The sequence below is a fragment of the Pseudomonas sp. 2FE genome (assembly GCF_005503735.1).
In the GTDB taxonomy this organism is placed as follows: Bacteria; Pseudomonadota; Gammaproteobacteria; order Pseudomonadales; family Pseudomonadaceae; genus Aquipseudomonas.
Genome location: NZ_SCMO01000001.1, coordinates 881,002 through 906,159, shown reverse-complemented (window position 1 = coordinate 906,159; position 25,158 = coordinate 881,002). Strand labels below are relative to the sequence as shown.

The 25,158-nt window shown below is 56.1% G+C and carries 12 protein-coding genes and 1 pseudogene; 1 reads left to right on the top strand and 12 read right to left on the bottom strand.

Annotation, left to right across the window (positions count from 1 at the left end; all coding sequences use genetic code 11):
* Positions 1-26: 26 nt before the first annotated feature.
* From FFS12_RS04235 to FFS12_RS04195, 9 genes and pseudogenes are all read right to left on the bottom strand, one after another.
* Positions 27-884: an SDR family oxidoreductase gene (locus FFS12_RS04235; RefSeq protein WP_137885661.1), complete on the bottom strand. Its 858-nt coding sequence runs from the start codon at positions 882-884 to the stop codon at positions 27-29.
* A 250-nt stretch (positions 885-1,134) separates the two neighbouring features.
* Positions 1,135-2,640 carry a murein biosynthesis integral membrane protein MurJ gene (murJ, locus tag FFS12_RS04230; RefSeq protein WP_137885660.1) on the bottom strand — a complete coding sequence of 502 codons (1,506 nt, stop codon included), beginning with the start codon at positions 2,638-2,640 and terminating at the stop codon, positions 1,135-1,137.
* Between the two features lie 85 nt (positions 2,641-2,725).
* Positions 2,726-4,039, bottom strand: coding sequence for a hypothetical protein (locus FFS12_RS04225; RefSeq protein ID WP_137885659.1), 1,314 nt, complete (start codon positions 4,037-4,039; stop codon positions 2,726-2,728).
* On the bottom strand, positions 4,036-4,572 hold the full coding sequence (locus tag FFS12_RS04220; protein WP_137885658.1) for a DapH/DapD/GlmU-related protein: 537 nt from the start codon (positions 4,570-4,572) through the stop codon (positions 4,036-4,038). Before FFS12_RS04220 ends, FFS12_RS04225 begins: the two co-directional genes overlap by 4 nt.
* A gap of 1 nt (position 4,573) precedes the next feature.
* Complete coding sequence (locus FFS12_RS04215; RefSeq protein WP_137885657.1) at positions 4,574-5,773, bottom strand: glycosyltransferase family 4 protein; 1,200 nt, start codon at positions 5,771-5,773, stop codon at positions 4,574-4,576.
* Between the two features lie 362 nt (positions 5,774-6,135).
* On the bottom strand, positions 6,136-7,158 hold the full coding sequence (locus FFS12_RS04210; RefSeq protein WP_137885656.1) for an NAD-dependent epimerase/dehydratase family protein: 1,023 nt from the start codon (positions 7,156-7,158) through the stop codon (positions 6,136-6,138).
* Between the two features lie 111 nt (positions 7,159-7,269).
* Positions 7,270-8,547, bottom strand: coding sequence for a Vi polysaccharide biosynthesis UDP-N-acetylglucosamine C-6 dehydrogenase TviB (gene tviB / locus FFS12_RS04205; protein ID WP_137885655.1), 1,278 nt, complete (start codon positions 8,545-8,547; stop codon positions 7,270-7,272).
* 205 nt (positions 8,548-8,752) lie between these two features.
* Positions 8,753-9,024 (bottom strand): annotated as a pseudogene (locus FFS12_RS20430) (MBL fold metallo-hydrolase RNA specificity domain-containing protein); the annotation flags it as partial.
* A gap of 157 nt (positions 9,025-9,181) precedes the next feature.
* Positions 9,182-9,631, bottom strand: a complete 450-nt coding sequence (locus tag FFS12_RS04195) for a hypothetical protein (RefSeq protein WP_137885654.1) — start codon at positions 9,629-9,631, stop codon at positions 9,182-9,184.
* 82 nt (positions 9,632-9,713) lie between these two features.
* Between FFS12_RS04195 and FFS12_RS20355 the strand changes: the two genes are divergently transcribed.
* Positions 9,714-10,187, top strand: coding sequence for a hypothetical protein (locus FFS12_RS20355; RefSeq protein WP_137885653.1), 474 nt, complete (start codon positions 9,714-9,716; stop codon positions 10,185-10,187).
* A 172-nt stretch (positions 10,188-10,359) separates the two neighbouring features.
* Here the strand turns inward: FFS12_RS20355 and FFS12_RS04185 are convergent, their stop codons facing one another.
* The 3 genes from FFS12_RS04185 to FFS12_RS04175 form a co-directional block, all read right to left on the bottom strand.
* Positions 10,360-11,646 carry a Wzz/FepE/Etk N-terminal domain-containing protein gene (locus tag FFS12_RS04185; protein ID WP_137885652.1) on the bottom strand — a complete coding sequence of 429 codons (1,287 nt, stop codon included), beginning with the start codon at positions 11,644-11,646 and terminating at the stop codon, positions 10,360-10,362.
* Positions 11,647-12,127: 481 nt separating this feature from the next.
* The gene (locus FFS12_RS04180; RefSeq protein WP_137885838.1) at positions 12,128-13,408 is read right to left on the bottom strand and encodes a Wzz/FepE/Etk N-terminal domain-containing protein; all 1,281 of its coding nucleotides are present in this window, start codon (positions 13,406-13,408) and stop codon (positions 12,128-12,130) included.
* A gap of 375 nt (positions 13,409-13,783) precedes the next feature.
* On the bottom strand, positions 13,784-24,640 hold the full coding sequence (locus FFS12_RS04175) for a peroxidase family protein (RefSeq protein ID WP_137885651.1): 10,857 nt from the start codon (positions 24,638-24,640) through the stop codon (positions 13,784-13,786).
* Between the last annotated feature and the right edge of the window lie 518 nt (positions 24,641-25,158).

Sequence of the window (25,158 nt, the reverse complement as noted above, 5' to 3'; positions counted from 1 at the left end):
TAGTCACCGGACTCGAAAATAAGAAATTAGCGCTGGTCGTGCATCATCTTGACCAGTTCAGGCCAGGTTGGCGGCACATAACCGGTTACCTGGCGGAAGCACGACGAATCCAGTGAACGGTCGATATAGACTTGCTCATCAGGAATGATCTGGATCTTTTTCCCATAGACCTCCGCCACCAGCCTGAGCAGTGACAGCTTGTCGATAGGTTCAACCGACACATGATAAAGCCCATGCAATTCGGGAGTGGGGATAACATAGTCTCGCATTACCCGAGCCAGCTCGACGGTAGGTAGCCCTGAAAAAACGGCTTTGGCATAGCCCTTGACCGGGCCGCTCTGCGAAAGGAACCAGTCAATTAAGGCATAGTTGCTACCGAGCTCATGACCGATGATGGAAGTCCGTAGGGTAATGGCATGCGGCATCTCGTGAAGCTCACCAATAAACTTTGACTTCCCATAGAGATCTTCGGCATCGGAGAGGTCGGCCTCTGCATACATTCCCTTACGGCCAGAGAACACGCAGTCGGTGCTGACATGGATCAGTCGCGCACCCGCCAAGCCACACAATCGAGCCAGTCGATGCGGTAGCATCGCATTGATCGGCAAGGCAGTAAGCGGATCCTTGGCATCAGCCAGTTGCTTGATCAAACCAATGCAGTTGACCACTACATCAGGACGTACCCGCTCCAACGCGCGGATCAGAGCATCCTGATCGAGTGCGTCAACCCCCACCAAAAGACGCGAGTGCTGCTTATCCGCAAAATAGCGCAGCGATGCAGGACTGCGTAGCGTACCCCATACCTCATGCGCTGCATCTTGGTCAAACACCTTAAATACGGCGCCCCCCAACATACCGGTAACACCTAGTACCAATACCCGCATTATTTAAATCCTCTCAACATACTCAATGTGCGAATCAAGAAATACCACCAAGCCTCTCACCCGAAAGTCGGCACCGGAGTGCTCATTCATCTGGTCAGCGCACACACCTCGTCCTTGAACAGGAAAATCAGCACCTTCAAACCGACGAACCTCTCGCTATCCAAGGCACTTATCAATCGCCCGCCCTTGAACACCGTAGCCCTGACACGCAAGAACCCACAAGCTGGACATACTAGCTCTTTACGGCCAGTCAGGCTTTTCTAAAAAAACTCTTAGCAACACTCGTAATCAGCACTGCCTCCCTTACCCTAAAGAAATACAAAATAAGGAAGTACGCCAGAGAGAACGGACAGAACAAAATCAACCAGTACCTCGACAAATGCCCGTCAAGCCAGGTCAACAAGAAGTACGAGCAGCCTGCCGCAACGCCACACAGAGCAATTACCTTGAGCATGGGGAGAATCAGATTAAAGTTGATCTTACGCTGAACCAGAAAAACGATGAAAACACTATTGAACACTATGGAAGCTACCGTCGCGGCAGCCAGACCAGTTAGTGCATACTCACGATAGAGCGCATAGCTAAGTGAAACGTTTATCAGCAAAGCCGTTACCGACAGTAGCACGGGAATCAATGTATTATTATGAGAAAAATACACGCGATTCATGATATCGCGTACAAGACTGAACGGAAGCGCGAGCAGAACCACTGCAAAAACAGATGAAACCCGCAAGACATCTTCGTCCAGAAAGTTTCCTCTCTTAAAAAGTAAGCTCACAATTTCCCTCGAATAGAAAATCATGAACAAGACAACAGGAATCCCCAATATTATTACAGCCCTGACACAATCCAACACAAAACCAGCAAGCTCCTCCTTGTCCCCCTGCGATGCAATAGCAGCTATTTTTGGAAATAAAGATGCGGTCAAAAAAACCAAGAAGACCGAGAGAAAAATCATACTCAGCTTGTTTGAATAGCCAAAAACCGAGATAGCCCCAGCCCCAAGCTCAGTCGCAAAATAAACACCCACAAAACCGTTAGCCTGCTCTATATAAAAAGATATTGCAGCGGGCAGCAACAGCAAGAGAAAAGACTTATCCTTAAAGAAAGCAAAAAACGACTTAGGATAAAGCGAAAACCATGGCCTAACAGTGCGATAATTCATAAAAAGCAAGGCAAGCCATGCAAATATACCAAGCACCAAAATCTTATAAAAATCATTACCCGCACTAAACAGTACCAAGCCGATGCAGAAAAACGAATTATTGACAACCGGCACAACGTACGACGGCACAGCCGAATTATTAACCGTTTGTACCGAATTATAGAATGCCACCACAGTGGACAGGGCAAAGGTGACCGACATGATCGACAGATAGTCGATTGCCAGACCTCTAACGCCCCCCTCAACGGACCCTGCGAACAGATCCACCAAGTAAGGTGCGGCGCACAGCACGAACGCAGCGAGTGCCAGGGAGAACGCGAGGAAAAAAGACAAGGCTGCCGTCAAATTCTTATCGACAGCCACCCTCAACTCGGAAGTGCGAAGACGCGAATAAAGAGGGACGACCAGTACAGGGATTGATGAATAAACTGCCATATACAACAAAGAGGCAATTGATCCAGATAGAAAGTAAGCATCCGTTATCGGTGAGACTCCATGATAAAATGTGATCATCACATCTTTCAGAAACCCAGACAGCTTGCCTAGCACGATGAGGCCGACTATAAGAAACCACTTCCAATACTTACTCATCGCACTCTCACCATCGCATGATGCCTCATCAAGCACAGCGCTGAGAACACCAACATCCCTCGCCTAGCCGACAACAGATCAAAGTTCATCTTGGCTTATGCCACTTCATATGCAGGAGCCAGCCCAGCACAAGCACAAAAAGGACAAATACTCCAGCTAGTCCATGCATGATCTGATTATTCGCAAAGCTGAAAACCAAGCCCAGCGACAGGAATATAAAAAGCGGCCCAGAAAAAGCATTGTCAGCGCTAACTGCCCCCACCCAGAGGCGCCCATAAAAAAAGGAAAACAAGGGCGCGAGCAACAGCACTCCGACAAAGGTTATATCTGACGCCAGCCAGGCAAACAGGGAGTGCCACTTGTCAAACCCCCAGCCATACTCCTCACCGACTCTATATGGATAGGTTCGCTCAAGTACAAATCCATTCTCACCAATGACAATCTCGACAATCCGCCCCAAAGAGTAAGAATTACCGACCAAAAAACTCCACTCGAACGGCAAGGTCAGGCTTAGATAAAGGCCATACAAACCGTTTGTAAAATATCCAAGAAAAATGCCGAGCGCAAAACCATACTCGCCACCGAATATATCGAAGACGACAGAGCTTTCGTCCCACGAAATCAGCGGATGTGACTTCTCGTAAATATTGTCCAGACCAATACCTGCAGCGACGTAGCGCTGCCTGAGTATTTCAATAAACATGAAGAAGACCAGGAAGGCCACCCCCATTGAAACGAACACACTCGACAGGCGAAACCTGACCCCCCTTGCCGCGACATTGATCATCGCGCAATAAGCAAGAAATATAACAATATCACCGAGATACTTCTGCTTCCCAGTCCCAATCACATTAATCAGCAAGTAAGAAGAAATAATAAAAACAAGAGCTATGCGTGAGAACCGCCCCATGAACCTGTAGTAATAAATGGCAAACAGGAGCGTCAGGACCGAGAGCGCCTGGTCAAAAATCCCGAGAATATAGGTCAAGTCAACCTTAGCCTGTCCGCGCTCGTACCCTTCATAGCCCTTGACATAATTTCCACCAATCGACGACAGGCTAAGCTCACCGCCAGATGAAATAAAAAAATACCATTGCAAAACAGCGCTCACCAGACCGAACGCCAGCAAGAAAAACAATAGCCGACGAACTTTTAGATAGGAAAAATATCTAGCCGAGGCACCACCAGGTAAATCAGGATACGAATTACGAAGAGAGCCTCTTGCTCCAAAAATATACCCAATCGAAAATAAAATAACCAAACCCACCAAATAAGAGACGAGGATAGAGTAGTCAATATCCTTATACTCTATCGGCGCCAGAAGCAAACTCATCAAAACAAATAACGAGTAAGCAAAATACACATTCAGTGGAAGGTAACGATAGGAAAATATTTTCATTTTTTATTGAAAATTTTCTTGTAGGCCAGAACCTTTTCCCTTCCAGTCAAGTGCCCTATATTCAACGATTTCCGCTTGGCTTTTTCTAAAAAATCTGATGTATTACCTATAACTCTTGCCGGATTCCCCGCCACGATAGAGCCCTCCAGTACATCCTTAGTCACAACCGCATTGGCACCGACAATACAATTGCTTCCGATATTGACATTGGCAAGAACCAGGGCACCCATGCCAATGAACACATTGTCACCTACAGTAATTTCTCCTGCCAGTTCAAGGTCCGGAATGTCTTTTCTAAATGGCAAAGTCGAACCATCATGACAAACAAAGCTGGCACCAATACTGATATAGACATTTTGCCCCAGCGTCACCAGGTAGGGCTCCGAACTAAACATCGAGTAACTTGAGCCATAGATGGTCAAATCACTTTTACAATTAACCCCAATCTTCCGGGCGTAAGAGGCAGGATAAAGAGATGCGTGCAGCATATTAACAGGGGCAGTGAACAGTTTTAGCAAGCGGCGCAGTTTCATTTCAGATTCCAACTTGTTTAAAAAAAGACTCAAACCGCGCTTGAAACCTTCGATAGTCAAAAAACCTGGACTCAAAGGACATGGCTTTCAATTCATTGATTTCCTGCATTGACATACGCATCAATCCCTTGATCACTGAAAGTTCTTCGCCCTTTTCAGCCAGGAATAAGCTACCAAGACCTGCATAGTCTTCGATGCTTACCATTTTATTTGATAACACCGGCGTTCCACAGCTTATCGACTCAGCCAGCTTTGAAGGAAACCCTGCAAGCGTCACTCTTGTTTCGTCTCTGAAAAAAATGCTTACGTCACTATCAGCAATGCTGTCTAGCACAACCTTATTAGGTTGCCGGCCATTAAAATGCACGCAATCAGCCATTTTAATTAGCAGATCATGGTGTTCTGGAAATACAGTTAGGTACTCGTCTTTACTGACCCCGTAAATAACAAAATCAAACAGCTCTCCCTCCTCGTAAAGCTTGGAGAAAAGAAGAATGGAGAGATCAAGCCGCTCCTTCAAGTTTGTTCTATTCTTATTAATTCTACCAATATCAAAGGGAATACCAACATATATGAACTTCCTCCGCAACCTGTCCTTGATAATAGGTGGGGCCTGAAATTTATCCGCATCGAATAGTGTAGGAAGTTCAACAGTGCGCTTATTCCGCTTCGCGTAAAACGAGGTCATAAATTTACTAGTAGTAATTACCCCATCAGACCTAGCGTTAACAACATGTATCCGCAACGATGTATCAAGCCATTTAACTACTCGATACATAAGATTGCCGCCGCTGGCATCGTACCACTCAGTAGCATCGGCAAAATGCTTTATTCCCCTTTTCCTGCATAGCGAGTTTATGCGAAGCTGTGCAACTGCCGGATAGTTGTAGCAAATAACGCCCACGACCTTATTGGGGCGCTCTGCTGCGACAAAGTCCAGGATCTCGGGCAGCCCAAGAATATATTTTATCCAGGAAATAAAACCTGCTGGATACGGAATACTCCAGCACTCAAAGCCAAAAAAATCCTGATCGCAACGCACGAAATTTTCGCTCAGGCCGTTACTTTTGTTCATGCCAACAAAAACAACCTCGTAGCCGAGGTTTCGCATTATCTTTCCGTTTGCAACAACTCTGTGAGCGGCTGCGTTCTTATCCGGCAGCTCGAAGCCACCCATATAAATGATTGTGCCCTTGCTCATACGAGCTCCAGAAACATAATAAAATTAACTCTCTCGACCTGCAGCACAATTCAAAACTAATCTCGAACCGGTCACGCCAACCTAGCCATCACCTGGAATACTGTTTGCCATATGCGCGGAGTCATGACCGCCCCTGCCCACTTAACCAAGTATCGCGAGTATTTATTCGAATCGATCATTGCAGCGCTCTCTTCAAGATCACTCTCGCTGCCTTACATCTAACCAAAGTTTCCTATGCGCCGCCAGGATAAAAGCTTACTCACAAAGCCATTTGCCTACTCCGAATTTTCACGTCTATCCAGGCAGAACAAAAAGTAGGCGCATCCGCTGGCGGGCACCTACATCGAAAGCTTCACTGATTCTTATTTCAAGAACTGAAAATACCACGGCATAGCCTTTCTCAAGCCCGCCTCGATATCGAACGCCGGATTGTAACCCAACTTCTCTCTTGCTTTACTGATGTCGGCTTGAGAGTGGCGCACATCGCCCTCGCGAAAGTCACGGTAGATCGCATCCTTGTTGTAGCGCAGGCCATTGGCAGCCAGGGTTTCTTTCAAGGAAGCAAACAACATATTAAGGCTAGTCCGACCGCTGACTGCGACGTTATAGACCTGGTTACGCGCTTCGTCAGCCGCAGTGGCCGCAAGCAGGTTGGCTTGTACAGCGTTCTCAATGAAACAGAAATCGCGACTGGTTTCACCATCGCCGTTGATGAACAAGTCTTCGTCTTTGATCATCGCTGCAGTCCATTTGGGGATGACTGCAGCATAGGCGCCGTCCGGATCTTGACGTTTGCCGAAAACGTTGAAGTAGCGCAGGCCTATGGTTTTGAAGTCATAGCAGCGGGCGAATACGTCGGCATACAACTCGTTCACGTATTTGGTCACCGCATAGGGAGAAAGCGGTTTGCCGATGATGTCTTCGACTTTTGGTAGGCCAGGATGGTCGCCATAGGTTGAACTGGAGGCGGCGTAGGTAAAGCTTTTGACTTGCGCATTGCGGGCCGCAACGAGCATGTTGAGAAAGCCGTCGATATTCGTGCCGTTGGTGGTGATGGGGTCATTGATCGAGCGCGGCACGGAGCCAAGAGCCGCTTGATGAAGGACGTAGTCAACCTCACTGCATGCGCGGTGGCAGTCGTCGAGGTCGCGGATGTCACCCTTTATAAAGTTGAAACGCGCCCATCGCTCAGCGCTGACGAGGGATTGCACTTCATCGAGGTTGCGCTGGTGGCCGGTGGCAAAGTTGTCGAGGCCAACAACCTGCTGACCGAGCTTTAGCAGGGTCTCCAGCAGGTTGGAGCCGATGAAGCCGGCAACGCCGGTTATCAGCCATGTTTTAGGGTTCTGCTGCAGTTCGTTCTGGATTTGTTCGTAGCGGGTCATGGCAATTCCGTAGCAAGCGTCTAGCGAAGGGGGTAAAGGGGTTAATGCATCGAATAGAGCAATCCCTACCCCCTACCCCTCTTCCCGGTGGGAGAGGGGTAATAAGTTAGATCAGAGCCTTAAGTCCGCTTCATCTGCGGTTAGCACGTACTTGAGGTCATATAACACGTGTTCCGCTTTGCCCAGAGCACGAATGTCCTTTGCACCCATGGCTGCGAACTCCTTGTGGGCCACCGCGAGGATGATGCCGTCATAGGTATTTACTTTTGGCTCTGCCACCGGGGTGATGCCGTATTCGTGCAGCGCCTCCTCGGCTGACACCCAAGGGTCATAGACATCCACTGCAACGTTGTATTCAGCCAGCTCCTGAACGATGTCGATCACACGGGTATTGCGCAGGTCAGGGCAGTTTTCCTTGAAGGTCAACCCCATCACCAGCACGCGGGCACCATCCACATGAATGCGGCGCTTGAGCATGGCTTTCACAAGCTGAGAAACGACATAAGCACCCATGCTGTCATTCAGACGGCGGCCGGCAAGGATAATTTCCGGGTGGTAGCCAATGGCTTCAGCCTTGTGAGTGAGATAGTAGGGGTCAACACCAATACAATGCCCCCCCACTAAGCCAGGGCGAAACGGCAGGAAGTTCCACTTGGTGCCAGCTGCCTCTAGTACGGCTTGGGTGTCGATACCCATCTTGTTAAAAATCAGCGCCAGCTCATTGATCAAGGCGATGTTCAGATCCCGTTGGGTGTTTTCGATGACCTTGGCTGCTTCTGCCACCTTGATGCTGCTGGCTTTATGGGTGCCGGCAGTAATAATCTGCTTGTATAGCGCATCCACCAAATCGGCTACTTCTGGAGTAGAGCCCGAGGTGACTTTCTTGATGGTAGTAACGCGGTGTTCCTTGTCACCAGGGTTGATGCGCTCAGGGCTATAGCCTGCGAAGAATTCCTGGTTGAACTTCAGGCCTGACACACGCTCCAGCACCGGCACACAGTCTTCTTCGGTGGCGCCGGGGTAGACGGTAGATTCGAAGATGACTATATCGTCACGTTTGAGCACTTTGCCGATGGTTTCGCTAGCTTTAACCAACGGGGTCAGGTCGGGGCGCTTGTGCTCGTCAATCGGGGTGGGCACGGTGACGATGAACACATTGCAATCAGCCAGGCTGGTGGCATTGGAGTCATAGCGAAGCTGATTGGCACTGGCTAACTCTTCGTCACTGACTTCAAGCGTCGCGTCATGACCGGATTTAAGCGCCTGGATTCGTTGATCATTGATATCGAAACCCACAACAACGCGTTTCTTTCCGAACTCAACAGCAAGTGGTAGGCCTACATAACCAAGGCCGATGATGGCCAGTTTCACGTCTTCGAGCTTAAGCATCTTTATTCCTAATCATGCGAATCAGAATCATAACCAAATCCAGGCAGTAAAACTCCCAGAGCACTTACCTAGAGATCTCAGCTGGCAACGATTTGCTTCATACTAAAGTTGCTGAGTCGCTGGTTACCTAGGTCATATCAATCGAGCGCCAGAATCTGCACTATTTTCTGGGGCTGCCTGTATGCCGCTTACGAGACTCACCTCATCTTTGCTTGGCATGTCCCTCACCATAAACCAAACGCACCTCTGACGGCCACTCGCTCGTTCACGTAACAAAATTCACCAACCCCTTCTGATCTGCATGGGCCGAATAGCCGCCGATGCTGCTGATGCCAGCCCGGATATCGTGACGCGCGTTATCCAGATCGCGACATAGCCACCCTTCGGCTGGCGTGCCCGGGAGTGCCTTTGGCTTGATGGCCGCTGTGCCTTCATATCCCCGAGCATGACCTTGAGGTGGTTGACCATTCGACCGCCAACTGAATCATGATGAGCGGCGAGTCACTGCAGCGAAAAACCGGGGGAAGCCGAATCGTGACCGATGCGACTAAAATACCCCCACAACCGGGTGGAAACACCAATCAAGAGTTAGCGAAATGAGCTGTAAAAATTACTGAAATTCGCATGGGTGAACTTAAAATCGCCAAGAAACAGTAACGAAAGTCTTACTCTCAACCCCTTTCGGAGTGCTTGAGGAATACCGAAAAAGTACAGGAGTAGCGCCTTTTTTAAGATAACTAGCACTTAGCTGATTACGCCCAGGGGCATTGACTTTTCGAGCATATTCCTTAGCCTCCAAAACAGAGGCAACGGATTTATCCACTACATCGTAAAGCTCCTTAAACTCATACACTACAATTCTAATTTTACTGCTCTTGTCCTCTAAAATTTTATCGCTTACCGGCAGCCGCCCAAAATCAATACCAGCTCCGCCTGGCAGATAAAGAGCAGTGCTTTCAGCCTGCCGCTGCGCATTTTGCTGTGGTCCTTTATCAGTAGGTTCTCCCACCTGAATTTTGCTCGCGTCATCACAGCCCGCCAACAGCATTAAACAAAACCCACCAATAGCCACTCTCTTGAACATTAGACGCTCCTTAAGTCTTTTTAATTTATTGAAGCAAGCAATCTTCCGCTGACGTAGCATATCGGCCACTACACAGAGAAACATGCTTGCGAAGGTTGTCAGCACTAGAAGAAATACCAAAATTTTGAATCGCCCCCTTGAAACCGGTGACAAACAGGTAGGGTATGCCTCCGACGTGGTCTATGAGCAAGTGGATTACGATCAGTGCCTTGACCATATCCTGGGAAAATTCGATGAGCAGACGATCGGAGTCAACTTTGTCTTCAGCGGAGGTTTCCGCCCCCTGGAACAGGCCGCAGTCAATCAGCAGCCTGTGCTGGGCATCCATCAGGAGTTGACGGCAGGAGCCGGTCACGCCGTCCTTGACTCCACGGTGCAGGATGCCGGGATAGTGCATGGTGTTGGTCCGTTGACGATGGCCACCTTGGTGGAATACTGCCGGCCGCAGTCCATTGATTGCGGCCGAGGCTGTTTCTATTTTTTGATGCTGGCCAAGAACTCGTCCAACTTCCAGTCCGCAGGGTGCGCCTGTCATATCACCATACAAAAACGTTGAGCGGTCGGGCAATTACAGCGCTCAGGCACGTTACTGCCCCAGCATGCAATGCTCTTTGTAGGCGCGAAGCTCTTGTACCACCTTCATTCGCGAGTAAGCTCGCTCCTACAGGGCGTGCGGCCTGTTTACCAAGAAACCGCCGCCAACCAAGGGGCCGGAAACTCATATTTTTTCAGGCCGGAGCAATAGCGCTGGATTTACGGCGCAGAAGGTTGCGCAGCAGGGCGATGAACAAGCCCAGCATGCCGCCAAGCACCAGGCCCAATGCCAGGATCAGCGCCTTCTTAGGCTTGACTGGCTGCGATGGCTCCACGGCAGTCTGATCGATGGAAACCAGCTTGAGATCGGAAACGTCAACCTGGATGTTACGCAAGCGTGTGGCCTCCTCACGCCAGATAGCCTGGCCCTTGAGGAACAGGTCTTCATTTTCGCGCTGATTGAGCACTTCAATCTGCCGATTGTGCTCCAGCAACTGCAGTTCCTTGGCTATCTGCGCGATACGCGGCTCGGTGAAATCGTCGGAGCGGCGTTGCAACAAGGCATTACGCTCGGCTTCCAGCGCTTCGCTGCCCATGAAGTAGAGCGGTATCTGCTGATTATTGACCTCGGTGCGGATCACACTGCCTTGTGCCATCCGCTCCCCCTCCCCTAATGCGGAAGGGGTGGTGGGTTTGTTGATACCCAGCGCCTTGGCGATGCGGATCGCTTCATCCAGCTGGGTAATACGGTTGTCTCGGTGAGTCTTCAACTGCTGGCGCAAGGCCTTGAGTTCATCACGCAGCTTGGCACGCTTGAGACTGTCCGCCTCTATCAAGGTAGCAATCCTGGCTTCCTTGCTCGCCTCGTAGTTGGCGCGGGCCGCGGCTATTTTCAATTCGATTTGATTCAGGCGGTTCTGGATCACGGTTTCCAGGTCTGAAGAGATTCGCTTGCGCTCTGACTGAACCGCATGTTCAACCAAACCATTGACGAGCGCGACGCCATTGACATCCTTGGGGTAAGTCAACTGGATGCCCACATAGCCGCTCAGCTTTTCGGTCTTCTTCGGGTCGGGCTGGAGCATTTTGAACGCTTCCTGATTGAAACTTTCAAAGGTTTGCTCAAGGCTTCGACCGGGCTGGCGCAAGGCCTCGAACAGGCCTTGGTTGGCACGAAAGAACTCCTGTCGGCTGTCATATGACTCCATCGCAGCTCCTACGCGCTTTAGGGCTTGAGCCGGAGAAAGCTTATAAACATCGGTGCGATTCAAGGCATCGAGATCCTTGATCGCCGCCGGACGCAGAACGCTTTGTACCTGGTATTCGGGGGTGACCAGGAAGGCATACGCCGCCGCCGCCATGCCAACCAGCACGGTCACCAGGGCAATCAGTAGCTTCTGTTCCCAGAGCGAATGAAATAGTGCAGCCAGATCGATTTCATCGTTAAAGGTCTGCTGTACAGCCGGGGAGATTGCATTCACGACTAAGGTCCATCTTCAAAAAGGGGGGCACTGGCTCGCTAACAGGGGGACAACGATCCTTGAAATCTTGCTGTTGTCCTGTCGCTCACTCTGGAGCTACGTGGCGTTAAGGGCTATGCACCCTTCCCGCTAGCGGAGATTTCGCGGCATTGTGCCAGCGGCACATAACATTACAAGTCTTGACAAAGACTTGGCGTTCGCAGGCTGACGGACGGGAATCTTGTGGCATCCATCACGGCCTGCGGGCGATGCTTGCGAGCAGCTATTGATCTGAGCGCAATCGTTTCGGCCCGAGAATAATATGAACTTCCGTTATTCCCTCGAGGGCAGTTGTCTCGCTGCAAACAGAGTGCATGACCTGTAGCGAATGGCGGCGGCACAAGAGCTTCACGAGCAAGCTCGCTCCTACCAAAAGCCATGTAGGGTGCCAGTGCGCGCCCATCTGTGCAGGCCCACGGTGCGCATAGCGCACCTTACAGGTCTATTTATCGTCTGAGTCAATGGCTTCCACCCTAGGCCGCAGCAGATTGCGCAACAAAGCCACAAGAACACCGAGCATCAGGCCGGCAACCCCAGCCAAGCTAATGATCAGCGCCTTCTTCGGTTTAACTGCCGAGAGCGGCTCAAGCGCCAACTGATCCACTCTGACCAGCTGCAACCCGGCCGTATCGAACTTGATCCCTTTGAGTTGAGCCGCCTCCTGACGCCACTCCGCCAGATCTTTGAGGTACAGCTCCTCGTTCTGCCGCTGCTCGAGAATTTCCACCTGCCGATTACGCACCAGCAACGCCAGTTCCTTCTCAATCTCGGCAATCCGCGGCTCACTGAAGTCGTCCGAGCGGCGCTCACTCAAGGCCTGTCGCTCGGCTCCCAAGGCTTCGACGCCCATGAAATAGAGCGGAATTTCACGGCTGTTGACTTCGGTACGAACGACCTGCCCCTGGCGCTGTGCATCAGCCATGGCCGAGGGGGTGGTAGGTTTATGAATACCCAGCGACTCGGCTATCTGAATCGCTTCATCGAGCCGTTTAATGCGGTTCTCTCGACGCGTTTTCAATTCGGCGCGCAGGGCCTGCAACTCGTCCTGCAGCTGGGCACGCCGTAAGGCATCCTGCTCGAGCAGGTTGGCGATTTGTGCCTGTTTGCTCGCCTCGTAGTTGGCCCGTGCCGCCGCGATCTTTTGCTCCAGACTGAACAAACGGTTAGCTATCAACACCTTCAGGTCTGTGGCAATTCGATCCCGCTCAGCCTTCAGTACATAGGTGACCAAGCCATTGACCACCGCCACTCCATCCACTTCTTTGGGGTACGTCAACGAAACACCGACAAACTCACTCAGGTTATTGGGCTTTTTGGGGTCTGCCTGCAACATAGTGAAAGCCGACCGGTTGAACTCTTCGAATACTTGCTCCAGGGAGCGCCCAGGCTGGATCAGCCCGGTGAATAGCTCTTGGTGGTCACGAAAAAAAGCGAGGCGGTTTTCGTAGGATGAGAGCCCCGCCGCAACGCGGCTCAGCGCCTCGGTCGGGGTTAGTGCATAGACCCCCGTGCCATTCAACTCATCGAGGCTACCCAGATCCACCGGGCGAAGCACGCTCTGAGCCTGGTAGTAGGGGGTGGCCAGGAAGGCATAAGCAACAGCCATCAAGGTGACCAGGCCGGCCACCGCTAAAATCAGATATTTATGCCTGAGCAGTGATCGAAGCAGTTCGACCAGATCAATCTCATCGTCATAAGGGTGTTGCTGAGGTCGATCAGGCATACGTCGGGTAGGTTCCATCTGAACAATGGCATATCGCATGTCATGCGATCACGTCTCAATACCCCCTCCATGAGCGCGCTACCAGTCTTGTGACGGGGTAGCAGAAGGTACATCCCATGTGCCCAAAGAGTTGAGACAATAAGTCTCGCTGATTTGTTCACCCCAGACTGAGAATCAAGTCCTCCGGTTCCCGTAGTTTGAATCGCCCCTACATACTTTGCGGCCAGAACCAATGACCTATTTAGGCTGGTTCAACGGTACTCCCAGGCTCATCACCCTCCTCCGCTAGCCATTGGCGGATTAAAAATGCGGTGTAGAGCGACTAGTCGCCCCACACCGCAAAAGTTTATGCCTTGCTCCGCTTTGAAGGCCTCCTCATGCCAGGTTGAAGTCGGTTTGGGTCACGGTGGTCGCGTCGGCGATACCAACCAGGCGGATTGAGCCCACGCCGATCGTCACCAAGGTGTCCGCGCCGACATCGGCGATGGTTACGTTAGCGGCAAAGTTCGCCGCGGTGACTCCGAGCGCTGCGATGTTGAGCAAGTCCTGCCCTCCGGCAGGATCGACGTCAAAGCCCTGGATCGAGTCGTTGCCGAAACCCGCGGCAAAGACGAAAGCATCGTTGCCGAGGCCGCCGATAAGCAGGTCATTGCCAGCCGCGCCGGTGAGGGTGTCGTTGCCGGTACTCCCTGTGATCGTGTTATCCAGCGCGTTGCCGGTGCCAGTGAATGCGACAGAGCCGAAAAACCTGAGGTTCTCGACGTTGGCTCCCAGCGTGTAGCTCGCCATGGTGGTTTGCACCTCATCGGTTCCTTCGTTGAGTTGCTCGGTCACAGTGTCCAGGAGACTGCTGGCAACATAAATATCGTTACCGGTACCGCCAGCCATAGCATCGTTTCCGGCATCACCAAGGAGTGTGTCGTTGCCGTCACCACCGTTGAGCGTGTCGTTGCCAGCACCACCGTTGAGCATGTCGTTGCCGGCAACGCCGTTGAGCGTGTCGCTGCCGACATTCCCTGTGATCACGTTATTCAGCGCATTGCCGGTACCAGTGAACGCGACGGCGCCGAAGAACCTGAGGTTCTCAACGTTGGCTCCCAGCGTGTAGCTCGCCATGGTGGTTTGAACCTCATCGGTTCCTGCATTGAGCCCCTCGGTCACACTGTCCAGGGGACTGCTGGCAACATAGATATCGTTACCGGTACCGCCAGTCATTGCATCATTCCCCGCGCCACCATCGAGGATATCGTTGCCGGCACCACCGTTCAGAGCATCGTTGCCGGCAACGCCTCTGAGGATGTCATTGCCGACACTCCCGGTGATCGTGTTATCCAGCGCGTTGCCGGTGCCAGTGAATGCGACAGAGCCGAAAAACCTGAGGTTCTCGACGTTGGCTCCCAGCGTGTAGCTCGCCATGGTGGTTTGCACCTCATCGGTTCCTTCGTTGAGTTGCTCGGTCACAGTGTCCAGGGGACTGCTGGCAACATAGATATCGTTACCGGTACCTCCAGCCATCGCATCGTTCCCGGCATCACCAAAGAGCGTATCGTTGCCGGCACCACCGTTGAGCGTGTCGTTACCGACGCCGCCCCTGAGGCTGTCATTGCCGATCCCACCGGTTATCACGTTAGCCAGCACATTGCCGGTGCCAGCGAATGCCCCGACACCGACATATGTGAGGTTCTCGACGTTGGCACCCAGCGTGTAGCTTGCCAGCGTGGTCCGTACCAGGTCGGTACCCTCATCAACTAGCTCGGTTACAACGTCTCCAAGCTCGCTGACTTCATAGGTATCGTTGCCCGCCCCACCGGCCATAGTGTCGCTCCCTGCACCACCATTGAGCACGTCATCGCCCGCGCCACCACTCAGGATGTCATTGCCGGCCAAGCCGTTCAGGGTGTCATTACCGCCCAAGCCCTGGATCTCGTCGTCGAACGCTGTGCCGTTAAGCACATCGTCTCCTGCAGTGCCGATGATGAGAGCTCCCACCAGCTCAGTTGGCGCCGAGGTCACTGTCTCCAGCGTGCCGAGGTCGTCGGTGTAGGTGACGACGACGCGCAGCTGCTGGCCGATCTGCGCCAGGGTCGGCGTGAAGGTCGCGGTGGTAGCGCCGGCGATATTGGCGAAGGTGACGCCGTCGGCGCTTGCTTGCCACCGATACGCGAGTACCGGGTTGGCCGGGCCGTCGGGATCGGTGAACGCGCGGATGGCGGTCAACTGCCGACCGGTAAGGGGCGTCGTGTCGCTGATCAGCATGGTGCCAACCGGTGCGTCTTGGACCGAGACGGCCGCAGTCGCAGCGGTCGGTGCCGAGAACACGGTCTCCAGCACGCCGTGGGCGTCCTGGTAGATGGCTTTGACGCGCAGCACTAAATTGACGAGATCCGCCGTCACCCTGAAGGTTGGGCCGTTTGCGCGTTCATCGCCTAGCCCCGTCGCCACGATTATGTCTTCAAAGACGCCGTCGCCGCGCACATCGGCCTGCCACTGATAGCTCACAGCCCCAGTGATAATGCCGATACCCGGGTTGTCCGCATCGCTCACCCCGGCCACCGACGCCGCCAGTAGCGAGCCGACTTCCGGTGTAGCATCGTTGATCGTCACCAAGCCCAGCGGCTCGGCGTTCAAGCCGGCGACGAGAACCATCGACTGATCGTTGAACTGCAGCCGCTCGATATTGATGAGACGGTCGGTGCCGTCAATGCCGGTGGCAACACCGGTGACTGGGTCTGGCAGGTGTACGACTGTAATGCTGCCGTCGAGGTTTTCAATGACGGTGTAGTCCGCTAACAGACCGGCGTACCCGGCGGTGTCGAAGTTAAAGCCGACACTCCCAGGCAGGATCTCACGGACGATGACGAGCTGGCCGGGGTTGATGGTCCCCGCGAAGATGTCCGCCTGGAGTTCGGTCATGCTGTTGGCACTGCGGAACTCCGTGAGAGGATCGTCCGGGTTGGTGCGTACGCTGATGCGCACATTCAGCCAGCTGTCGCCGTCGATCAGGTCGTCACCGCCATTGCCTTGGATGATGTCGCTGCCGTTGCCGCCCAGGATGATATTGCCCGCGCTGAACGAGGTCACAGGGGTAACGCCATCCCCAATGGCGCCGTCGAGGAACGCCTGCAGACCATTGATCAGGCCCATATTGGTCAGCACGCTCCCCGTGAAGCCGGAGGCGGCGATCGCGGCCGCATCGGCATCATCGCCCTGCAGGATATCGCTGAACGCCGATCCCGACAGACCTTCCACCGACTCGTACCGAGCAAGGATCGATGCGGGTGACAGCGGCACCGGCGTTTCATCGAAGGCGCGCAGGCGCAGGTCGACGCTCGCGCCGGCTGGCGCGTCCTTAAAGACGGCCCAGTCGAAACCGGAGCTGCCCATGTAACGATCCACCTGACCACCGTTGCCGACCATGATGTCGTCGCCGCCTTCACCCAGCATCCTGTCGGCCACAGTGTCGCCGATGAAGACGTCGTTACCGATAATCGAGTCCAGCCCGCGGGTGTCGAAGTTCTCGCCGGCACTGCCATCGGCCATGCCGTGCTCGATCCAGTCGTCGCCTTCGTTGCCGAACAGCATTTCGACCGGTTTAACGCCGAAGATGAAGTCGTTGCCGGTGCCGCCGAAGGCCTCCGACTCGTCCTCGCCGGTGACGATGAAATCGTTGCCGAAGCCACCGAGGATCAGGTTGACGCCGTTGCCGCCTTGGATGGCGTCGTTGCCGTCGCCGCCCTGCAGGTTATCGTCGCCGCCCAGGTCGGTGATGATGTCGTCGCCGGCACCGCCGAGGATCATATCGTTGCCGTAGCCGCCCTCGAGCCTGTCGTTGCCAGCGTCGCCATAGAGCGTGTCATCGCCCTCGCTGGAGATGATGGTGTCATTCCCCGCAGTGCCGCCGAGGACGACATGTTGGTCGCCGGTGTATTGGAGGAAGCCCGGGGCGCGGCTCACCAGCGGCGTCAGAGCGCCGAGGGCGACGGGATCGGCACGGCCGTCAAGGCCCAGTCCGGTGAACTGCGACGCCTGATCGACCTCGAGGGTAAAGCCTGGCGTCGAGAACACGTCGCCCGGCAGGTGCGTCGTGTTGGTGTTGGCCATGATCAGCTTGGCGAACGAGTTGTTCTCCAGCTCGGTGAGGAAGTTCAGCCCCGCGGTGCGCTCCAGGTAGTAGAAGCGGTCGCCGTTCTGCAGCTTCTCCATCTGGTTTTCGAACACGTAATTGAAGGTCGAGCCGAGCAGGCCGCCGAACGGCATCTGCTTCTCGGCGAGGCCGCCGATCCAGAGGTCGACGTTGTTGAGGCCGCCACGGCTGTCTTCGTTCGGGCCTACGCCATCCGGCGCGAAGGCACCGGTCGCGTTCAGGAAGTCGAGACGGTCGGCCGGCACAGGCACGGTCGGATTGTCTGCGAGCGTGAGCACGTCTCCATCCATACCACCGTCCCCGTAAACCAGGGCGTAGGCGGCCGCGCGCTTGGCAAGAGTCGTCGTCGCAAGCGTGACCGAATCATGCGTGCCGTAGGCGGCGATGAAGTTGACGAGCGAGGCTTCGTGCTTCAGGTGGCCGGCAAAATCGGCCCAGCTCTCGTACGGCTTGAGCTGGCTGTCGCCGGTCCAGGTGTAGAACTGGGCCCGCGCCTGGTTGAGTGCCGGCACCCCGGTATCGCGGCCGCGCGCCAGGTTGATCGCCGGCAGATCGAGCGGCAGGCCGAGCAAGTTGTTGCGCACCGCATCGGTGACGAACTCGTCGATCTCGTTGCCGATCTGGCGGGTGACGCCACGAATGATGGCGCCGGCTGCGTCCCCGGGCGTCGCGCCGCTGGCGGTGAACTCGAGCGGATTGAGGAAGGCCTCGATCAGACCGATCTGCGCGGTATCCGCGCCGACCAGGCTGAAGTCCGCGTCGAAGCGATCGATGGTGTCAGGCAGCAACGAGTGGCCGAAGCGATACACGACGTGCGCGAACTCGGCGACGATCGCCGGATTGATCGTCGAATCGTAGCCCTGGCCTTCAGCCAGGAATACGTCGACCTGCGGCTGGACCTTGCGCGCGAACTCCTCGAACACCAGGTGCTGATACTGCATCTCGGTGCCGAAGCGGGCGGCCTGGAACAGGCGCTCGCCGTTCCACACTCCGGGGGAGATCTGCCACTGCGCGATAAACGCCGGATCATTGCTGGCGAGGACCACGTCCTGGATGTGTTGGACCAGGCGGTTGTGCTCGGCGTGGAACACGAAGTGGACCGCGGTCAGGCCGATGTTCTCGTTGCCGCGGCCGTCGCCGGTGATTAAGTGCGCATCGAGCAGCTCGTCGTCATACGCGACCTTGCGGCCGGCAAAGTCGATCGCGATCGTGTTGCCCGCGATGCTATCGGCGTCCGCTTGAACGACGCTGGTGCCCGGCGTGGCCGGATCGCCATCTGTATCGAAAACTGTTCCTGGCACGGCGTTGTGCGCGATGTCATTGAGGAAGGCGTGGCCAGAGCGGAGCGCGTTGGCAGGCACCAGGGTGCCCAAGCCGCCGTTGTCCGCCGGGTTAGCCTCGACGAGACCTCCTGGCGCTCCAGGCACCACGAACTGGGCAAAGCCGTTCGGGCCGGGGATGAATCTGCCGTAGGCGTCGGTGGCCAGCAGCGGCACGTCGTGGATGTCGAAATCGCTCAGCTGGATGCCGAGCAGATCCGCGGCCTGGGCCTTGACCTCGGCCCAGTTGCCGATGCCACCGTTGACGCCATCGATCAGCCGGCCGGTGGCGACTGTGCGACCGAGCGCATCGGTCGCGTACTCGCGCAGGAACACCTGGTGCGAGGCATGCGAGGTGTAGGTCTGGTTCTGGTCGACGAACGGAGTCGTCTCGTTGTTGTGGAAGTGGACGTCGTCGGCCGTGCCGAGGACGCCATCGACGCCGGGGCTCACGGCGCTGTTGGTGGCGCGTGTCAGCACCATGAAGTTGGTCGGACTGCCCGCAACGAACAGCGGATCATCCGGCTGCAGCGGCATGAAGACCGTGCCGCTGCCGCCCTTGTCGACCAGATCGAGGCCGTGGTCGAAGAACTGGCCGAAGAACGTGAACCAGGTGTTGAAGCTCGCGGACAGGCCCTCGTCCGGCGCCGTGTTGGGGAGGGTCAGGGTCACGCCTGCTGGTACGGCAGCCCCGGTGGTCCCGTCGGCGTTCAGGTCATGCAGAACCCCGGCGACCAGGATGCCAAAGCCTGCATCGACGTAAGCCTGCACGGCGACCGGATTGGTGATGGTCTGGTCGACTATCAGGTTGGAGATGATGCGCGGATCGGCATCGGCGACGCTGATGGTGCTGGCGTAGTTGGTGTTGATCACCGGCCCGAACGTGTCGCCGTCCAGGTCATTGCGGAACTGCTGATCCAACAGCAGCGGGAAGTTCTGGTCCGAGGCGCCGAAGTCGGTCTGGCCCCGGACCAGGTTGTTGAACGTGCCGTCGACCGTGCGCAGGCCGAAAGGCAGGCGTGAGTTCGAGATAACGTCGAGGACATTACCGTCCGGACGGCTTTCCGCGAACAATATCTGGTCGAGAATGAATTGCAGGTCTGCTCGGATCAGATGGATGCCGTTGCCAGGGCTGGTGGTTGGACTCTCGGCCGGAATGGGGGGTGCGACCGGAGGGGCGACGAAGATCGCCGCGGTGGACGCAGAGAACACGTTCTCCAGCACGCCATGGGCGTCCTCGTAGACGATTCTGGCGCGCACCAACAGGCCATCGAGGTCGGACGTGACGCGGAAGGTATTGCCGTGCGCGGTCGCGGGGTTGCCGCCGCCGAGGGCCACTATGTCCGTGAAGACGCCCGAGGTGGGGACCAACTCGACCTGCCAGACGAAGCCGACCGGTCTCCCGGTGATCGTTCCTGTTGGATTGCTCAGGGGAACAATATTGTCCGCGTCCGTGACGCCATCCGCCGACGCGGTCAACACGCCTGCGGCCTGGCTGATGGTCAGCGCGCCCACAGGCTCGTTGTTGCCGGCTGCCAGGACGAACGCCTGATCAGCGAACTGCAGCCGCTCGACATTGGTGAGGCGGTCTATGCCGTCGATGCCGGCGCCGACTGCCGCGATGGTTCCATTTGCGTTGAGGACGTTGTGCGTGACGGTGACGATGTCAGTGGCGCCGATAGTGATCGGCCCAGTGAGAACTTCGATCCCGTTGACGGCGATGGTGTAGGCCGCCCGGTTGCCGGAGAACATCGCCGTATCGAAGGAGGAGTCATCTGGGACAAGGGGGTCAGGAATCGCCGTCAGAATCTCACGGACGATGCGGAGCTGACTGGGTTTGATGGTGCCCGCGAGCATGTCTGGCACGAGTTCGGTCAGGCTATTGACGCTGCGGATCTCCAAATTGGGGTCGTTCGCGTCGCGCACGCTAACACGCACGTTCAACCAGCGGTCGCCGTCGATCAGGTCGTTGCCGCCGCGGCCCTCGATGATGTCGCTGCCGCCGCCACCGAGGATGATGTTGCCGGCGCCGAACTGGTTGTCGGCGGACTCATCAACGGCCGTCGCAGGGTTGTCAAGCAGTATGCCGTCCGGGCCCGCAAAAGCGGTGCCGAGGAACTCCCGCAGGCCGCTAATGACGTCGATGTCGGCATTGCTGATTGCGCTGTTCTGCGGGCCGACGACGCTGATCTCGGCCGCGTCGGCATCATCGCCGCGCAGCACGTCGCCGAATGCCGATCCCGTCAGGCCTTCCACCTGGGCGAAGCGATCGAGGATGCCCTGGTTCGACGCCGCCACCGGCGGTTCGACGAAGTCGTTGACCAGCAGGTCTGCAGTTACGCCGAGCCGATCGGCGGCATAGCTGGCCCAGTCGAAACCGCCGCCGCCGCCGAAATGGTCCTCGCCGTCGGAGAAGACCGTGATGTCGACGCCGCCCTCGCCGTCGACTTCGTCGAAGCCGCCGCCGGTGATGAAGACGTCGTGGCCGATCACCGTGCCCGCCTCTTGCGGGTCGAAATTGTCACCGCCGGCGCCGTCCGAGGTGCCGATCTCGATCCAGTCGTCGCCTTCGTTGCCGAAGGTTGGCAAGTTCATTTGCGCGCCGAGGATGAAGTCGTTGCCCTGGCCGCCGAAGGTCTCGGAAACGTCCTCGCCGGTGATGATGAAGTCGCTGCCGTCGCCGCCGAGGATCAGGTTGAAGCCATTGCCGCCGTGGATGACGTCGTCGCCGGCGTTGCCCTTGAGGATGTCGTCGCCACCCCAGTCCGTGATGATGTCGTCGCCGTCGCCGCCTTCGATGTTGTCGTTGCCGTCGCCACCTTCGAGCCTGTCGTTGCCGGCGTCGCCCCAAAGCGTGTCGTCACCGATGCTGGCGATGATTATGTCATCACCGGCGGTACCCCCGAGGACCACATGGTCTACGCCGGTGTAGCGCAGGTAGTTGGTGTCGAGGCCCGCGGTGGCGGGGTTGTCGCGAATCACCAACGGAATGAGGGCGCTGCCGCCGAGCGGGTCGGAATTGCCGGCAATGCCGTCCGCGCCGACAACATCGTCGAGGGTGCCCTGAGTTAGGTCCACACCGGGTTCATTCAGACCGGTGAACTGCTTGGTCGGGTCGACCTCGAGGATAAAGCCCGGCGTCGAGAAGATATCGGCCGGCAGGTGCGTCGCGTCGGTGTTGAGCATCACCAGCTTGGCGAACGAGTTGTTCTCCATCTCGTTAAGGAAGTTCAGCCCCGCCAGACGAGACAGATAGTAGAAGCGGTCGCCGTTTTGCAGCGACTCCATCTGCGTCTCGAACACAAAGTTGAAGGTCGAACCGAGCATGCCACCGAAGGGCATCTGTTCCTCGGCCAGGCCGCCAACCCAGAAGTCGATGGTGCCGAGACCGGTGGTCGTGACACCGTCCAAGTCCTTGGGACGAAGCGGATCGGCAGGCAGATTGCTCGCCCAGGCACCGGTGCTGTTGAGGAAGTCGAGACGATCCGCCGCTACGATTCCATCTCCGTTCTCATCGATGCCGAAGACGAGTTCCATGGCCGCCGCGCGCTTGGCCGCCAGCGTCGTCGCGCCGGTGATGGTCCCGTGCGTGCCATAGGCGGCGATGAAGTTGACGACCGACAGCTCGTGCTTCAGGTGTTGCGTGAGGTCGAGCCAGCTGGTGTAAGGTTTGAGCTGGCTGTCGCTGGTCATTTCATAGAATTCACGGCGCGCCGCGTTCAAGGACGGAATGCCGGTATCGCGGCCACGCGTGATATTGATGGTGGGAAGGTCGAGCGGCAGACCCAGGAGGTTGTTGCGCAGCGCCTCGGTGACGAACTCATCGATCTCGTTGCCGGCCTGGCGGGTCATGCCGCGCACGATGGCGCCGGCTGCCGCTTCAGCACTGACGGTTACGCCGCCGAGCTGATTGAACGCGAGTGGGTTGAGGAAGGCCTCGATCAGGCCCATCTCGCTCGAGGCGAAGTTGGGGTCGAGGCGGTCGACCGTCTCGGTCAGCATCGTGTGGCCGAAACGATAGACCGTATGCGCGAACTCGGCGACGATCGATGGATCGATCGTCGCATCGAACCCTTCTGGGGCCAGGAAGGCATCGACCATCGGCTGGACTTTGCGGGCGAATTCTTCGAACACCAGGTGCTGGTACTGCATCTCGGTGCCGAATTTCGCTGCCTGGAACAGGCGCTCGCCATCCCATACGAGGGCGGCGATGTCTGCGGGCAAGACCGGGAAGGTCAGCGGCGCGGTGCCGGGAACGAGCCAATTGCTCAGGAACGCGAGGTCGCCCGACTGCAGGATTACATCCTTCGTATGATCGACCAGCCGGTTGTGCTCGGAGTGGAACACGTGGTGGACGGCGGTCAGGCCGATGTTCTCATTGACGCGGCCGTCGCCGGCGATGAAGTGCGCGTCGAGCAGCTCGTTGTCGTAGGTGCCAGCCTGGGACAAGCCGACCGCGGTGTCGCCGTCCGGCGCCAAAACACCGTTGACGAAGACAGGTACCGCCGCATGCGCGATGTCATTGAGGAAGGCATGACCTGTGCGCACGGCGTTGGTCAGATCGACCGGCGCCAGCGGATTGCCCTCGACGCAGATAGTTGTGTCGTCCGCGGTTCCCGCGATCCCGTCAACGCCGTTACCGGTGCGTATCACCACCTGCACGAAGCCATTCGCGCCGGGAATGAAGTTGCCATAGGCGTCGGTCGCGAGCAGCGGCACGTTGTTGAAATCGGCATCGGTCAGGTTGATGCCAAGGATGTCGCGCGCCTGCGCTTTCACAACGGCCCAGGTGGCCATGCCGCCCGTACCCGGACCCGTGACAACGTCGTCCGCGTTACCGAAGATGCCATCGCCGAGGATACGATTGACGATCAGCTTGCCGGTCGCAACCGGGTCACCGGCGGCGTTAAACTCGTAGGCACGCAGGAACACCTGGTGCGAGGGATGCGAGCTGTAGGTCTGGTTCTGATCGACGAACGGCGTGGTGGTATTGGTGTGCTCGTGGATGTCGTCGGCGGTGCCCAGAACGCCGTCCGGACCGGGTTGATTGGTGGCCCGCGTCAGCACCATGAAGTTGGTCGGGCTGCCTGCAACGAAGAGCGGATCATCCGGCTGCAGCGGGATGAATATCGTGCCGCTGCCGCCCTTGGTCACCAGATCGAGGCCGTGGTCGAAGAACTGGCCGAAGAAGGTGAACCAGCCGTTGAACGGCGCCGACAGGCCCGCGTCCGGCGCAGTGTTGGGGATGAACAGAGTCTGGCCGGCAGGGATGGCGGCACCGCTGAGGTCGAGAAGAGTGCCGACAGCGAAAGCAAGTCCAGTAGCAGGGTTCACTTGAGTGCCATCAGCCAGGATGCCTTGCCCCGCATCGACGAAAGCCTGCACCGCCGACGGGTTAGTGATGGTCTGATCGACGACCAGGTTGCTGATCGTGCGCGGCTGCGAGTCGAACACGAAGCCGCTGGTCTGTGTGTAGGAGGTTGAGTCCCCCACTGCCTGCCCCCCAGGCCCGTCCAAATCAATCGACACATTCTCCGCCGAGCGGAACACCGGGGTGGTCAGGCGCGGAAACAGCGTGTCGGCTGCACCGAACAAGCTCTGCCCCGGAAATATGTTGTTAAACGATCCGTCAACCGTGCGCAGGCCGAAAGGCACGAATGAGTTCGGCAGCAGATCAGAAAGGCTTGGGCCGTCCGGGTCAGCGTCGGCTTCGGCGATGAAGATTTGCTGAAGAATGAACTCGAGATCGGACTTGATGAAGTTGGCCATGACTGTTTCCTCGATGCTTAATAAGTCAGGAATCCACATGCATAAAACACGGCTACAAACACGTGGTTTAGCGTTGGACTCAATGAACAAAAACGACAGGACCTGGTATCACGGCCACGCCGAGTCCGTGCTGAATCGCATGCGCTCAGCAGTGCTCGACTACGGGGAATTCAGTCCCATAACAACTCCGCACCGACTGGGTCGGTGGTGTTGCTCAGGTCATAGGTGGCCCATGAAACTCGGGGGCTAAGACGGGTTTCGGGAAAAGTACCTTCACTCTTTGCAAGTGCAAGGCAGTACTCATGATGCTCTCCCTCACGTGGGACGCTGACATCAGCTCCAGCACCCCTAGTCAGTGCCGCTCACTATGTCAACCGTTGCCCTGAGTTAGACTTAAGTTGCATCGATGATGAGTGTCAAGCAACCGTCAATCTCCACGACAAGCGGCAAAGATAATCATAACTAGCTGTTTATAAACATAAATATATTTATCTAAAGAACAGAGAACTCCGAAAAGC